The 15,211-nt window shown below is 70.7% G+C and carries 10 protein-coding genes; 9 read left to right on the forward strand and 1 reads right to left on the reverse strand.

Features of this window, described 5'->3' with window-relative positions; translation table 11 throughout:
* Positions 1–74: 74 nt before the first annotated feature.
* The 4 genes from ADBZ6K_RS14350 (at position 75) to ADBZ6K_RS14365 (ending at position 3,958) form a co-directional block, all read left to right on the forward strand.
* Positions 75–953, forward strand: a complete 879-nt coding sequence (locus tag ADBZ6K_RS14350) for a siderophore-interacting protein (RefSeq protein WP_526347731.1) — start codon at positions 75–77, stop codon at positions 951–953.
* Between the two features lie 92 nt (positions 954–1,045).
* On the forward strand, positions 1,046–2,017 hold the full coding sequence (locus ADBZ6K_RS14355; protein WP_526347757.1) for a FecCD family ABC transporter permease: 972 nt from the start codon (positions 1,046–1,048) through the stop codon (positions 2,015–2,017).
* The gene (locus ADBZ6K_RS14360) at positions 2,014–3,084 is read left to right on the forward strand and encodes a FecCD family ABC transporter permease (protein ID WP_526347733.1); all 1,071 of its coding nucleotides are present in this window, start codon (positions 2,014–2,016) and stop codon (positions 3,082–3,084) included. Before ADBZ6K_RS14355 ends, ADBZ6K_RS14360 begins: the two co-directional genes overlap by 4 nt.
* A gap of 49 nt (positions 3,085–3,133) precedes the next feature.
* The gene (locus tag ADBZ6K_RS14365) at positions 3,134–3,958 is read left to right on the forward strand and encodes an ABC transporter ATP-binding protein (protein ID WP_526347735.1); all 825 of its coding nucleotides are present in this window, start codon (positions 3,134–3,136) and stop codon (positions 3,956–3,958) included.
* Here ADBZ6K_RS14365 and ADBZ6K_RS14370 read toward each other — a convergent pair.
* A complete protein-coding gene (locus tag ADBZ6K_RS14370) occupies positions 3,942–4,886 on the reverse strand; it encodes a methionyl-tRNA formyltransferase (RefSeq protein ID WP_526347737.1) in 945 nt (314 codons plus the stop codon). The two genes, ADBZ6K_RS14365 and ADBZ6K_RS14370, sit on opposite strands and share 17 nt — an antisense overlap.
* Before the next feature lie 186 nt (positions 4,887–5,072).
* Here ADBZ6K_RS14370 and ADBZ6K_RS14375 point away from each other — a divergent pair, with 186 nt between their 5' ends.
* The 5 genes from ADBZ6K_RS14375 to ADBZ6K_RS14395 all read left to right on the forward strand — a co-directional run.
* Positions 5,073–5,318 carry an MbtH family protein gene (locus tag ADBZ6K_RS14375; RefSeq protein WP_526347739.1) on the forward strand — a complete coding sequence of 82 codons (246 nt, stop codon included), beginning with the start codon at positions 5,073–5,075 and terminating at the stop codon, positions 5,316–5,318.
* Positions 5,315–7,057 carry an ABC transporter ATP-binding protein gene (locus ADBZ6K_RS14380; RefSeq protein WP_526347741.1) on the forward strand — a complete coding sequence of 581 codons (1,743 nt, stop codon included), beginning with the start codon at positions 5,315–5,317 and terminating at the stop codon, positions 7,055–7,057. Before ADBZ6K_RS14375 ends, ADBZ6K_RS14380 begins: the two co-directional genes overlap by 4 nt.
* 28 nt (positions 7,058–7,085) lie before the next feature.
* The gene (locus ADBZ6K_RS14385; protein ID WP_526347743.1) at positions 7,086–8,858 is read left to right on the forward strand and encodes an ABC transporter ATP-binding protein; all 1,773 of its coding nucleotides are present in this window, start codon (positions 7,086–7,088) and stop codon (positions 8,856–8,858) included.
* Between the two features lie 73 nt (positions 8,859–8,931).
* The gene (locus ADBZ6K_RS14390; protein WP_526347745.1) at positions 8,932–13,161 is read left to right on the forward strand and encodes an amino acid adenylation domain-containing protein; all 4,230 of its coding nucleotides are present in this window, start codon (positions 8,932–8,934) and stop codon (positions 13,159–13,161) included.
* The coding region (locus ADBZ6K_RS14395) for a non-ribosomal peptide synthetase (protein WP_526347747.1) at positions 13,109–15,211 on the forward strand (2,103 nt) is incomplete at its 3' end. The genes ADBZ6K_RS14390 and ADBZ6K_RS14395, both read left to right, overlap by 53 nt.

Raw genomic sequence — 15,211 nt, forward strand, 5'->3', positions numbered from 1 at the left:
TGTTGCGCGTCGATCCGCGACGCGTCCAGGACCCCGTCGTGAGTACACCGCCTTACTCGCTTAGGGTCACCTAAATGAGCTTCTCGTATGCCACGGTGATCGGGACGGATCAGCTGAGCCCGCGCCTGCGCCGCATCACGCTGCGGGTGGACGAACCAGAGGTGCTCGCCATCCCGAGCGCCGCCGACGCCGCCGTCGGCATCTACTTCCCCGTCGTGTCCCCCGAAGGGGAACGCACCCCGCCCGCCTTCGTGACCGCGTCGGACGGCACCCGCCACGCCGACCCGGGATCTGCCGCCCACGGGCGGAACTACTCGGTGCGCCACCACGACGGGGATCGGATCGACATCGATGTCGTGCTCCATTCCCGCGGTCCGGGGACGGCGTGGGCCGCGGCCGCGGGCCGAGGCGACCGGGTGGGGCTCGACCACGCCCGATCCTGGTATCGGCCCGAGCCGACCACCCAGTGGCAGCTGCTGGTGACCGACCTGTCGGGATTGCCTGCCACGGCCCGCATCGTGGAGGAACTGCCGCACGGCGCAGCGGTCACCGTGGTCGTCGAGGTCGCCGACCTCGACGATGCCGACTATCTGCCCGCCCGCCCCGAGGTCACCGCCGTCATCAGCGCCGGCACCGGAAATGGCTGCAGCCCAAGCCGACTCGCGCACCTGGTGCGCGAACTGCCGTTGCCCGCCCGCCGCGGCTACTGCTGGTTCGCGGGTGAGGCCGCCCAATCTCGACAGGTGCGGAAGTACTTCCGCGAACTGGGTTGGTCGATGGATCAGCTCGACGTCACCGGCTACTGGCGATTCGGCTCCGAAGCCTGGGACGCCAAGTACGCCCTCGTCGAGGACGATGTCTTCGCCGTCTACGAACGCGCACTGGCAGCAGGCAAGAGCGACAAGGCGGCGTTCGAGGACTACGACGACGCCCTCGAACAAGCGGGGCTGTAGCCGCCGTGAGCCCCAGTAGCCGTGACACCCCCGCACCCTCGGCCGCGACCACCGGTCCGCGCCTCCTCAACCGGCGCCGCAGGGCCTGCGGGCTGCTGGTGGCGGGCGGGCTGCTCGCCACCACCTGCGTGGCCAGCATGGCGATCGGTACCGAGAACGTCGACCTGGCGACCGTCTGGCACGCCGTCACCGACTACCGCGACATCGGCTCCCAATGGATCGTCCGCGACCTGCGGATCCCGCGCACCGTGCTCGCGCTGCTCGTCGGTCTGGCCCTCGGTCTGGCCGGAGCGCTGATCCAGGCCGTGGGACGAAACCCGCTCGCGGACTCGGAGATCCTCGGCATCAATTCCGGCGCAGCCCTTTTCGTCGTCTCCGCAATCGCCTTCCTTGGCATGACCGGGATGTGGACCTACATCTGGTTCGCCTTCGCCGGCGCGCTGTTCGCCATGCTGCTGGTCTACCTCGTCGGCATGACCGGCCGCGCCTCCGTCACGCCGGTGCGGGTCCTGCTCGCCGGTGTGGCGGTGGGTGCGGTGATGGACGGCATCGGCTTCGTCGTGCGGCTGCACCACCCGCGGGCGTTCGACAACATGCGGTTCTGGGATGCCGGCGCGCTCGACGGCCGACCGCTCGACGTCGCGGCCGCCATCGCCCCGTTCATCGCGATCGGCGCCGTGCTCTGCCTCGTCGTGGGGCGTTCGCTCAACATCACCGCTCTCGGCGATGATCTGGCGAAAAGCCTGGGCGGCAACGTCGTCCGCACCCAGACACTGAGCCTGATCGCGGTCACGCTGTTGGCGGGCGCCGCCACCGCGGGCGCCGGGCCGATTGGATTCGTCGGCTTGATGGTGCCCCATGCCGTGCGCCGGTTCACCGGCCCGGACTGGCGCTGGATCCTGGCCTACGCCATCGTCGTCGCCCCTGCTCTGCTGCTGGCGGCCGACATCCTCGGCCGCGTCGTCATCCGACCCGCCGAACTGCCCGCCGGGATCGTCACCGCGTTCCTCGGTGCGCCGTTACTGATCTGGCTCATCCGCAGGCCGGGAGCCGACCGCTCATGAGAACCGGCACCGAGACGCCGACCGGTGAGCGCCTGGACTTCGGCAGGCCCCAGTACGTCGTGCGCGCCGGCGGTATGTCGGCGCGCGCATCGCGGCGTGTCATCCTCGTGGTCACCGCGCTGTTGGCCGGCATCGTCGTCCTCGGCGTCTTCGCCGTCGGCATCGGCAAATACGACGTCGCGCCGGGTGACGTGCTGGGCGTGCTGGCGGGAACCAACACCTCCTTCGACCGGGTGGTCATCCTCGAATGGCGCCTGCCGCGCATCCTGATGGCACTGCTGATCGGCGCGGCTCTCGGTGTCTCGGGGGCGATCTTCCAGGCCCTGACCCGCAATCCACTGGGCAGTCCCGACATCATCGGGGTCAACTCGGGCGCCTACACCGGGGCGCTGGCGGTCATCGGGATCGGCGGGGGCTACTACACGGTCGCGGCCGGGGCCCTGGCCGGCGGCCTGGTCACCGCCGTCGTCGTGTACGCGCTGTCCTACCGCAACGGCCTTGCGGGCTACCGGCTCATCGTCGTCGGTATCGCGGTCAGCGCGGTGCTGAACTCGGTGAACCAGTGGATCGTCATCAAACTCGACTACCACACCGCCGTCACCGCCGCGGTGTGGCAGCAGGGCACGCTCAACGGCCTGAGCTGGGCGCAGGTGCTGCCCATGACGGTGTGCCTGGTGGGCCTGACGGGCGCGTTGGTGGCGCTGGGTCCCCAGCTGCCGGTGCTGCAGATGGGCGACGATGCCGCCGGCGCGCTGGGCGTGCGGCCGGACCGCGCGCGAGTGGCCTACCTCGTGGTCGGCGTCGGCCTGGTGGCGCTGGCCTGCGCAGCGGCGGGCCCGATCTCCTTCGTCGCGCTTGCCGCGCCGCAGATCGCGCGGCGGCTCGCCGCCAGCCCCGGTGTCGGCCTCGTTCCGTCGGCGGTGATGGGGGCGGCGCTGCTGCTGGTCAGCGACGTCATCGCCCAGCAGCTGCTGCGTGGCAGCGAGTTACCCGTCGGCGCGGTGACGGTCTCGCTCGGCGGCGTCTACCTCGTCTACCTGCTCATCAGCCAGGCGCGCAAGCGCTGATGGAGCGCCCGGCAGCCGCGAAAATCACTTCACGAGAAAGCGATCCACGATGACGGGATCTAGTGAACGGCAGGGTGCCCGGCTGCGTGCCGAACATCTGTCGATCGGGTATGAGGACACACCCATCATCGGCGACCTCACCGTGGACGTCCTCGACGGACGGTTCACCGCGATCGTCGGCCCCAACGCGTGCGGGAAGTCGACGCTGCTGCGGGGGTTCGCCCGACTGTTGAAACCGTCTGGCGGCCAGGTGATCCTCGACGGCCAGGATATCGGCGCCCTGCATACAAAGGAGGTGGCGCGGCGCCTGGGCCTGCTCCCCCAGACGTCGATCGCTCCCGAGGGCATCTCCGTGGCCGACCTGGTCTCGCGGGGCCGCTTCCCGCACCAAAAGGTGCTGCGGCAGTGGTCGCGCGCAGATGCGGTCGCGGTGGCCGACGCCATGGCGTGCACCGGCGTGGGCGAGCTGGCCGGACGGCTTGTCGACGAGCTGTCCGGGGGGCAGCGTCAGCGGGTGTGGGTCGCGATGGTGCTCGCCCAGCAGACCCCGCTGGTACTACTCGACGAGCCGACGACCTATCTCGACATCGCCCATCAGGTGGAACTACTCGACCTGTTCGCCCAACTCAACCGCGAACAGAACCGCACCGTGGTGGCCGTGCTGCACGACCTCAACCACGCCTGCCGCTACGCGGACCAGATCATCGCGATGAAGTCCGGAAACATTGTCGCGCAGGGCGACCCGGGTTCGGTTATCACCGAGGAACTGGTGGAGGCGGTGTACGGACTCAAGTGCCAGATCATCGACGACCCGCAGACGGGCACACCGCTGGTGGTGCCGCGGGCCTCACCGCACGTCACGGCACGGCGGTGAGATAGCCCCCGCCCTGGCCGAAGTAGTCCATCGCCTTGTGGTCCACCCCGTCGTCGGTGCGCACCACGTCGAGCACCAACCCCGGAGAATTCCCGCGGTAGGCGTCCGAGCCCGCGACGATGACCATGCCGCCGTCCTCTTCGATGAAGACCCGTCCCGCCGTCCCTCCGTAGGTGCACCGCGACACGTGCGAGGCGATCAAGCGGAGGCGTTCACCGCGAAAATAGCTGTAGGCGTTCGGATACGGATCGGACAGGGCACGGATGAACCGTTCGATGTCGGCCGCCGGCCATGACCAGTCCACCAGGCTGTCGCGGTCCGAACGTTTGTGGAAGAACGTGCGCTCGCCGAGATCCTGCGGAATCGGCACGGCAGTACCGGATTCGAGCCGGTCCAGGGATTCCGCCAGCACCTCGGGCACCAGATCCAGTGTGTCCAGCACGAGGCTGGTTCCGGTGCTGGCGGGGGTGATCTCGACGGCGCGCTGCACCAGGATGTCGCCGGTGTCCAACTCGGCGTCCATCAGATGCGCCGTCAGCCCGGTGTGGCTGGCACCGCTGATCAGCGACCAGATCACCGGTGAGAACCCGGTGAATTTCGGCAGCAGCGAGTCGTGCAGATTCAGGCTGCCGTACCTGGGAATCTCGAAAAGCTCCCCGGGCAGCCGGGTGCGCCAGTTGTTCGCCACCATCACGTCCGGCGCCAGGGCGGTCACCCGTTCGATGAGTTCGGGGGTCGGACGTTTAGCCAGGAACACCTCGATCCCCGCGCCGCGCGCGAGATCTTCGACCGAGTCGGCCCAAATCGATTCGTAGACATGGTCGCTCGCCGGATGCGTGACGACAAGACACACGTCGTGCCGCGAGGCCAGAAGCGCCTGCAGCGTGCGATGCCCCCACGTCTGATAGCCGAACATGACCACCTTCACAGCAACCTCCCAGACTTCTTTCCGACTGCGGCCTGGCCCACAATGGTTAGCCTAACCTTTGATAGCATCCGTTCCGGCACCGGCGGGCACCATCGCCCCCGCTGCCGCAGACAGGCCAAGGCCCGATCCGTGAGACGCTGCAGGGCGGATCCGGTCGCGCCCGACGGCAAAGCGGGAGGAGTCTCTGTGTCCAGCAATCCTTTTGACGACGAGAACGGCCGGTTCCTGGTGCTCGTCAACGACGAGGAACAGCATTCACTATGGCCGGCCTTCGCCGCTGTCCCGGCTGGTTGGACGGTGGTGTTCGGTGGCCCCGACGGTGCTGATCGCGCCAGCGCGTTGCGTTACGTCGACGAGAACTGGACCGATCTGCGACCCCGGTCACTGCGCGAGCAAATGCGCGCCGCGGCGTCGCCGACCGCACCGGCGTGAGCTCTCCGACAGACGACGCATCCACCCGATGGACCGGTGCGGCGGTTCTACGCCGCACGATCACCCGCAATCTGCGCCGGTTGACCACGGGTACCGGTCTGATCGCGCTGCATCAACTCTGCGAGGTCGCCGTCCCGGTGCTGATCGGCGTGATCGTCGACCGCGCCGTCGCGACGGGGAGCATCCCCGCGATCATCGGGTGGGTCGCGATACTCGCGGCCCTGTTCTGCGCCCTGACGCTGGTGTACCGCTTCGGCGCCCGCCTGTTGATGGTCGCCATCGCCCGGGAGTCGCATTCGCTGCGCGTCGACCTGAGTCGCCGGATCGTCGCACCGCTCGGGATCGACACCGAATTCAAAGTCGGTGAGCTGCTCTCGATCTCGTCCACCGATGCCGAAGAGACGTCCTACGTCCTCGATTACGTGCCTCGCGTCGTCGGCGCCGTCGTCGCCACGGTGGCCTGTGGCGCCGTGCTGCTGACCATCGACCTGCCGTTGGGGCTCATGGTGCTCATCGGGGTGCCCCTCGTGGTGGCCGGGTTGCAACTCACGGCGCCGATGATCGCCAGCCGCGTCGAGGATCAGCAGGCCGAAGTCGGCCGCGCCACCGCGCTGGCCACGGATCTGATCAGCGGACAGCGCCCGCTGCAAGGCATCGGCGCCCAGGCCAATGCCGCATCGCGCTACCGCGCCGCCAGCCGCCGCTCACTGGCTGCCACCCTGCGGGCGGCCCGCCTTCAGAGCGTGCACGCGGGTGCCGCGTCGGCGGCCGGAGCACTGGCCGCGATGGCGGTGGCGGTGGCGGCCGCGTACTTCGCACTGCGGGGGGATCTGTCGCTGGGCGCCCTGATCACGGTCATCGGTTTGGCGCAGTTCCTCATCGAGCCGTTCTCGCTGTTGGCGGTCGTGCCGAGCTGGGTGGCCGAAGCGCGCGCATCGGCCAATCGGGTGGCCGCCGTCCTGTCGGCGCCCACCCGCCGCTCACCGCGGCGCGGCGGCGCCACCGCGCCCGACCGGCCGGCCACGGGGATGCTCACCCTGAGCGACTGCACGCACGCGGGCCTGCACGACCTGTCGCTGCGCGTGGCACCCGGCGAGTTCGTCGCGGTGCTCACGTCGGACGCGCGCGACGCGACCGCTCTCATCGACGTGCTGTCCGGACAACTGAGATCCCGGGGAAACGGTGACCGTTCCGCCACCGTGTGTGTCGGCGGCCGCCGCATCGAGGACATCCCCGACGGCCAGCGCCGCCGGGCCCTGCTGGTCGAGCACCATCACGGCGACCTGTTCAGCGGGACGCTGGAGTCCAATCTCGCCGTCTGCGGTGAAACCGACTCCGCGGCAGTCCGTTCGGCGCTCGAAGCCTCCTGCGCCGTCGACGTCGTCGCCCTGCATCCCGACGGTCTTGCCCATCCCGTCGCCGAACGCGGCGCCAGTCTGTCGGGTGGACAGCGGCAACGCTGGACGCTGGCCAGGGCGCTGGCCGCCGACCCGGACGTCTTGGTCTTGCACGATCCGACCACCGCGGTCGACGCCGTCACCGAGCAGGCCATCGCCGACGGTATCCGCCGGCTCCGTTCGGACGGCGGGCGAACGACGGTCGTCCTCACCGCCAGTCCCGCGCTGCTCGCCGCCGCCGACCGTGTCGTGCTGATCGTCGGCGGTCGCGTCACCGCCGACGGCACCCACCGCACCCTGGTGGGCGCGCACCCGGCATACCGCGACCTGGTCAGCCGGTAGGCACGGAAACCCCGAGGTTCAGAAACCCATGACGATCAGCGAATCCATCACCGCACCCGTACTGCCGGTGGCAACGCCGGCACGCACCTGGTTGTGGCTCACTGCGGAGCTGCGCCGCCGCCGCGGTGCGACCGCCGCCACCGTGATCGTCGGGCTGGCGGTGGCCGCGGCCGCGACGGTGCCCATCTACCTGCTGGGCACCCTGGTCGACCGGGTCAGCGACGGCAGCCCGGTCGGCAGCCTCATCGCACTGGGTGGCGCGATCGGCGCGGCCGCCCTCGTCGGCGGGCTGGGCACGGGGGTGTCGGCGTATCTGATCAGCCGGCTCGGCGAACGGACCGTGGCCGATCTGCGCGAGGATGTGCTGGAGCGCTCACTGAACCTGCCCGCCACCATGATCGAGGAAAGCGGCCGGGGTGATCTGCTGTCCCGGGTGGGTGCCGACGTCGCCGCGGTCGCCAAGGCGGTGTCGCAGGTGCTTCCCGACATGCTCAACGCATTCTTCCTCGGTGTCGTCACCCTGGTCGGCATGTCCAGTCTCGACTGGCGGCTCGGGCTCGCGGGCGCGCTGTGCATCCCGGCCTACGTCGCGGGATTGTGGTGGTACCTGCCCCGGTCGGCGCCGATGTACGCCGAACAGCGAGTGGCGATGGCACAGCGTGCACAGGCCACCGTCGAGTCCATCCAGGGCGCCAGGACCATCGACGCCTACGAGACGCACGACCGCCACCTGGAACAGATCGAACAGGCATCCGCGCGCGCCCGCGACATCTCCGTGGCCGTGTTCACGTTGTTCACCCGATTGGTCGGGCGGGTCAACCGCGCCGAATTCATTGGTCTCACCGCCGCATTGGTGGTCGGGTTCCTGCTGGTCCGCTCGGGTGAGGTCACCGTCGGCGCGGTCACCGCCGCGGCGTTGATGTTCCACCGACTGTTCAACCCGGTCGGTGAACTGATGTACAACTTCGACGAGATCCAGGCCGCGGCCGCCTGCCTGGCACGCCTCGTCGGCGTCGTCGACCTTCGCAGCCCGGCCGATGACGACCTGCCCGCCACCGCGGTGCCGTCCGGATCGGCGGTCGAGATCGACCGTGTCTCCTTCGCCTACGGCGCCGGGCCGGACGTCCTGCACGACGTGTCGTTGAGCATTCCGGCCGGCACCCGCTGCGCACTCGTCGGCACCACCGGGGCGGGTAAGAGCACCCTGGCCGCCGTGGTCGCGGGCCTGATCACCCCGACCCGGGGCAAGGCCCTCATCGGCGGCGCCGACGTCGGCGAGATCGAACGCGACCAATTGCGCCGGTGGGTTTCCACGATCACCCAGGAAGTGCACGTGTTCTCCGGACGTCTCATCGACGATCTGCGGCTGATCGCGCCGCAGGCGAGCCGCGACGACGTCTGGTCGGCACTGCGCACGGTCGGCGCCGACGGGTGGGTGAGCGCCCTCGACGACGGTCTCGACACCGCGGTCGGCGAGCAGGGGGTCACCCTGACCGCGGCGCAGGCGCAGCACATCGCGATGGCCCGGCTTGTGCTCGACGACCCACAGGTGGTGGTCCTCGACGAGGCCACCGCCGAGGCGGGCAGCGCGCACGCGGCAGAACTCGAGGCTGCCGCGGCCGCCGCCACCAGAAACCGCACGACGCTCGTCGTCGCGCACCGCCTCACCCAAGCGGCCGCCGCCGACCAGATCGCGGTGATGGAAGAGGGCCGCATCGTCGAGAACGGCACCCACAGCGAACTGCTCGCCCTCGACGGACGGTACGCCCGGCTGTGGCGGGCGTGGAGTATGCACACCTGATCGACACCGCGGGGGCGCGCGAAAGCCCCATTCGGACTTGCGAATCCACCACACGACGAAGGGTTGCCGACTCGTGACCACGCACTCACTCGACATGGCTGAGCTGTTGCAGCTGTGGAACGACCGCTCCACCCCCGCGCAGACGTCCACGGTGCCCTCGTTGTTCGCCGCCCAGTGTGCGATCTCCCCCGACGCCGTCGCCGTCGTCGACGGTGACCGCCGGCTGACGTATCGGGAACTCGGCAGGCGCGTGGCGCAGTTGGCGCACGCGCTGCGCGACGTGGACGCGCGGCCCGAGACGATGGTCGCCGTCGGGGTGCCCCGCTCGGCAGAGATGGTGGTGTGCGTCCTGGCCGCGATGACCGCCGGGGCGTCGTTCGTACCGCTGGATCCCTCCTGGCCGCAGCACCGGCGCGCCCAGGTCCTGGCCGACGCGGGCGCCACGACGGCCTTCGTCGCGGAGGACGACGACTCCGATTGGCATGTCACGCGTTTGGCCGTCGACCTCGACGAGTGGATCCACGCCGGGCTGCCGGAGCAGGCACCCGCCGTCGCGGTGGCACCGGCACAACTGGCCTACGTCATCTTCACGTCGGGGTCGACCGGCAAACCCAAGGGCGCGATGATCCGCCACGAGGCGATCGCCGAGCGGCTGGTGTGGCAGCGCGACCGGATCCTGTGGTTCGGCAAGGACGGCCGCGATGACGCCGCGCTGTTCAAAGCGCCGCTGTCCTTCGATATCTCGGTGAACGAGATTCTGCTACCGCTGATCAGCGGCGGACGCGTGGTGATCGCCGAACCCGGCGGTGAGAAGGACCCCGAATACCTGCTCGACCTCATCCGCCGCGAGCGGGTGACCTTCGTCTACCTGGTGTCGTCGATGCTGGACACCCTGCTCGAACTCGATCGGCTCGCCCGGTCCGGCGGTGCACGAAGCGCGCTGGAATCGCTGCGCCACGTGTGGTGCGGCGGCGAGGTCCTGACCCCGGGCCTGTTCGCGCGGTTCCGCAGCCAGCTCTGCACCACGCTGTACCACGGGTACGGACCGGCGGAGGCGACGATCGGCGTCTCCCACGTGATCTACCGCGACACCGCCGAGCGGATCGCCACCTCGATCGGCCGGCCCAACCCGCATACCCAGCTCTACGTACTCGACGACGATATGCGCCCGGTGCCGCCCGGCGTCGGCGGCGAACTCTACGCCGCCGGATTCCTGCTGGGCCGCGGCTACGTCAACGCGGCCGCGCTGACGGCATCGCGGTTTGTGGCGAACCCGTTCGACGACAACGGATCCCGCATGTACCGCACGGGCGATCTGGCCCGGTGGACCGCCGACGGTTCGCTGGAGTTCCTGGGCCGGGCGGACAATCAGGTCAAGATCCGGGGGCGGCGGATCGAACTGGAGGAGATCGAATCCCAGCTCGCCGACCACCCGGCGGTGCGCCAGGCCGTCGTCGACGTCTACCAGCACGGCGGCGCGCAGGCACTGGTCGGCTACCTCGTCACCGTCGACGGAGTCGCGAATAACGCTGCCCTGCATCGCGAGATCGCGGACTGGTTGGCTACGCGGGTCCCCGACTACATGGTCCCTACCCTGTTCGCCCCGCTGGAACGAGTGCCCCTGACGGCCAACGGGAAAGCCGATCGCCGCGCGCTGCCCGCACCCGTCACCGCCGCGGCGGGAGCGATCACCCCGCCGCGGACACCGCGGGAAAAGGTCCTGTGCCGCGCGTTCGCCGAGGCGCTGGAGATCGAGTCGGTCGGAGCCGACGACGATTTCTTCGGGCTCGGCGGCGACAGCATCGTCGCCATCAGGGTGCTCAGCCGGGTCCGCGCGCAGGGCTACACGCTGCGCCCGCGCGATATGTTCACCCACCGCACCGCCCGGGCGCTCGCGCCACTGCTGACCGAGGCCGACGACGCCCGCTGGGCGGCCGCCGCGGCCGAACCGACCGGATCGGCGCCGGCCACCCCCATCCTGCGCTGGCTCGACGGTGTCGGCGCGGCTGCCGGCGCGTCGGTACTGGACCGGTTCTACCAGGGCATGTCGCTGGTCACCCCCGCCGGCCTCGACGAAGACACCCTGCGAACGGTGCTCATGGCGGTCGTCGCGCGTCACCACGTCCTCTGGGCGTCCGCAGCCACCGCGGCCAGCCTGACCATCCCCCCGATCGCGCCCGAGATCCGGCTGCTCACCGTCGAACTCGGCGACACCGCCGACGTGACGGCCGCGGTGGCGAGCCTGCGCGACGAGTTGGCCGGAGCACTCGATGCGGCCGGCGGGGTCATGGTCGCATCCGGCTGGCTGCGCCGGCCCTCCGCGCAGGGCCGGCTGGTGGTGATCGCGCACCACATCGTCGTCGACGGGGTATCGCTGCGCATCCTGGCCGACGACCTGGCCGCGGCCCACCGCCTGGCCGCCGCCGGCGGCGCGATCCGGCTGCCCGCCGTCGCCACCTCGTGGCGGGCCTGGGCGCAGCGTCAGGCCGAGGCCAGCGGCGCCGGTGTGTTCGACGGCGACGCCGGATACTGGCGGCGGGTGTGCGAGGTTGCGGAGCGCCCCTGGGGCGACCGGCCGCTGGATCCGGCGCGCGACACCGTCGCGACCGAGGCCCGCCTGACCGTCGAGGTGCCGGCCGACGTCACCGAGGCGATCCTCACCGCGGTGCCCGACCGCATCCACGGCCATGTCAACGACGCCCTGGTGGCCGCGCTCTACCTGGCGCTGCGGTCGTGGCGCGCCGACCGTGACGGCGATGCCGCCGCCGGTGCCGTACTCGTGGAGTTGGAAGGCCACGGACGCGAACCACACCGGATCACGCGCCGCGACGTCGGCGATATCGACCTGTCGGAGACCGTCGGCTGGTTCACCACGCTGTATCCGGTCGCGCTGCGCGGCGACGAATTCGACTGGCACGCCGCATTGTCGGGCGGCCCGCAGCTGGCCGCGGCGGTGCGGTCGATCAAGGATCAGCTGCGGACGGTGCCCGCGCACGGTCTCAGCTACGGCGCGCTGCGCTACCTGAGGTCGGGCGACGAACCCGACGTGACACTCGCCGCGGCCCCGCAGGTGCTGTTCAACTACCTCGGCCGGTTCGCGACCACCGGCCGCCCATGGGCATTCGCCGACGACCATGTCACGGTCATGGAGGACCGCGACCCGGCCATGCCGCTGCCCCGGCTACTGGAAGTCAACGCCGAGGCCAACGACCGCGGCGGCCGGACGGTGCTGCGTGCGACGTTCAGCTGGCCCTCGGGTGCGGTGGCACGACATGACATCGCCCGGCTGGCGGGGCATTGGGCAGACCTCCTCGCCACCATCGCCGCCGACGAACACGTCGCGGGTCACAGTGTCTCCGACTTTCCGCGAGTCCACCTCGACTCCGGCGACGTCGCCGATCTCGAGCGGTCCTACCCCGGGCTGCGGGACGTGCTGCCCCTGACACCCACCCAGCAGGGCATCTACTTCCACTCGACATTCGACCGGCGTCGCGATCCCTACGCGGTGCAGCAGATCGTCGACATCACCGGGCCGCTGGACCACGAGCGACTCCAGCGCGCCACCGAAGCTGTCGTCACCCGCCACCGGGCGCTGGCCGCGGCATTCACCACCGTGGCGGACGGCACGCCGGTGGCGGTCCACGCGACACCCGTGCCGCCGGACTTCGAGGTGGTCGACGGGCGCGGTCACGACGACGTCACCGCATTGGTCGCCCGGCACGCGGAATGGGACAGGCGGCGCCGGTTCGACCTGGCCGCGCCGCCGCTGACCCGTTACACCCTGGTGCGCCGCGACGACGAGGCGCACACCATGATCCAGACGGTGCACCACATCGTCGCCGACGGCTGGTCGGTGCCGATCGTGCTCGACGACCTGCTGACCGCGTACGCCGGTGCCGACTTCGACGGGCCTGCCCCGCGGTTCGAGAGTTTCGTGGACTGGCTCGGCGGGCGGGGAGCCGACGCCCAGGACGCCGACCGCGCCGCCTGGACGCAGGTGCTCGGCGGGATCGCCGGGCCCACCCGGATCGCCGCCGCCGACGGCGCCGCCGCACGGTCACGCGGCAGCGCGGCAGACGGATTCGGAAGCCGCAGCGCCGTCATCGGATCCCGCGCGGTGCTCAACGCGGCAGCGAGCCGCTCGTCGGTCACGACCGGCACCCTGCTGCACACCGCGTGGGGCCTGACCGTGGGGCGCCTGCAAGCACCGATGTCGTGTTCGGCTCCGTGTGTCCGGCCGCGGCGCCGAGGTGGACGGTATCGAACGGATGGTGGGCCTGCTGGTCAACACGGTGCCCGTTAGGGTGCGCTGGTCGCCCGGGGAGACCGCCGGGCGCGTGGCCGCGCGGCTGGCCGCCGCCGAGGCCGCGGTGGTCGAACACCACCCCCTGCCGCTGACCGAGGCCCACCGGATCGCGGGGATCCCCGACCTGTTCGACACCCTCGTGGTCGTCGAGAACCTCGGGGCGACCACCCACTCCCGGGGCGGTCTGACACTCGGTGAGATCGGCGTCGTCGAGGCGCCGCACTATCCGCTCACCGTGATGATCACCGTCCGCGACACCGTGTCGGTGACCGTCACCAACAACCGTGAACAGGTGTCGGACATCTTCGCCGACACGGTCACCCGGGCATTCGTCGACCTCATCACCGCGGTCACGGACGATCCCGCGCTGACGTGCGCGGCCGTGGAACTGGGCACGCCCGAACCGCCGCGCACCGGATGCCCGCCCACGACCGTGACGGCGCTGATCACCGGGGCGATCGCATCGGCTCCCGGCGAGACGGCCATCGTGTCCGGCGAGAACTCACTGACCTATCGCGAACTCGACTCGCGCGCCGCCCAACTGGCTCACCGGCTGGTTGCGGCGGGGGTGCGCCGCGGCGACGTGGTCGCCCTCGCCGCGGCGCGGTCCGCCGATACGGTGGCCGCAGTGTGGGCGATCATCGCGGCGGGCGCTGCCTACCTGCCCGTCGACCCGTCCTACCCACGCCCACGCGTCGAATTCATGCTCGCGCACGCACAGCCGCGCGCGGTCCTCGTCGACGCCGCCGGTCGCATGGCGCTGGGCGGCGCCGTACCCGCCGCGACCACGGTGGTCCCGATCGACGATCGCGTCGTCGGCGACATCCGGCCGTTCGAACCCGTCGATGTGGGTCCGCTGGACGCGGTCTCGGTGCTTTTCACCTCGGGTTCCACCGGAGAGCCCAAAGCGGTAGTGGGAACGCATGGGGCACTTGCCAATCGGATCGCGTGGGCGGTCGCCGAATGGCCCGCGCCGACGCGACTGGCCAAGAGCTCGCTGTCGTTCATCGACGGTACGACGGAGTTGCTGGCCGGGCTGGCCGGCGGCGCCCGCGTCGTGCTGGCCGGCGACGACGCCGTCCGCGACGGGCAGCGCCTTGCCGAGCTCGTCTCGACCCACGACGTGCGCCAGTTGGTGGCAGTGCCCTCGCTGGCGGCGGCACTGGCCGACGAGCACCCCGAGGCGGTCCGCGATCTGTCACGGTGGATCGTCAGCGGGGAGCCGCTGCGCCCAGCGCATGTCGCGGCGCTGCAGGCAGCGTCCCCCGACGCGGCCGTCGTCAATTCCTACGGCTCGTCCGAGGTGGCCGGCGACGTGCTGACCGGCCGGCAGGACGGCGACGGCGTGACGCTCGGCACCGTGGTTCCCGGTGCCGGAGTTCGTGTCCTCGACGGATTCCTGCACGACACCCCGCTCGGTGTCATCGGCGAAATCTATGTCGGCGGCGCTCAGCTGGCGCGGGGCTACCTGCACCGGGCCGCGCAGACGGCGGCCACATTCGTCGCCGCGCCCGACGGTGATCGGCTCTACCGAACCGGTGACCTCGGCGCCCGGCTGGCCGACGGGCGCATCGTGTTCGCCGGCCGCGGGGACGACCAGCTCCAGGTCAACGGCCACCGGGTGGAACCGGGCGAGGTGGAATCCGCACTGCGGCGGCTCGGCGGAGCCGCCGACGCGGCGGTGATCGGTGCGGGTTCGGCCCTGGTCGCGTTCGTCGTGCCCGGCGCCGCGGCGTGCGAGCCCGGTGCGCTGCTGGCCCGTGTCGGCGCCGAACTGCCCCGCCACCTGGTCCCGGCGTCGATACAGACGATCGACGCGATTCCGCTGCTGCCCAACGGCAAACGCGACACCGCCGCGCTGCGGGGACTGCTCGACGGCAACGGCGGCCCGCCGGGCGACGTGGTGGCACCCACCGACGACGCACAGCGCGCCGTGGTCGCCGTGATGGCCGGGGTGTTGTCCCGCGACACGGTCAGTGTCGACGCCGACTTCTTCGCCTTGGGCGGTGACAGCATCGCCGCGATCCGGGTGACGAGCCGGCTCGGA

This window comes from Mycobacterium sp. (assembly GCF_044223235.1).
Classification (GTDB): domain Bacteria; phylum Actinomycetota; class Actinomycetes; order Mycobacteriales; family Mycobacteriaceae; genus Mycobacterium.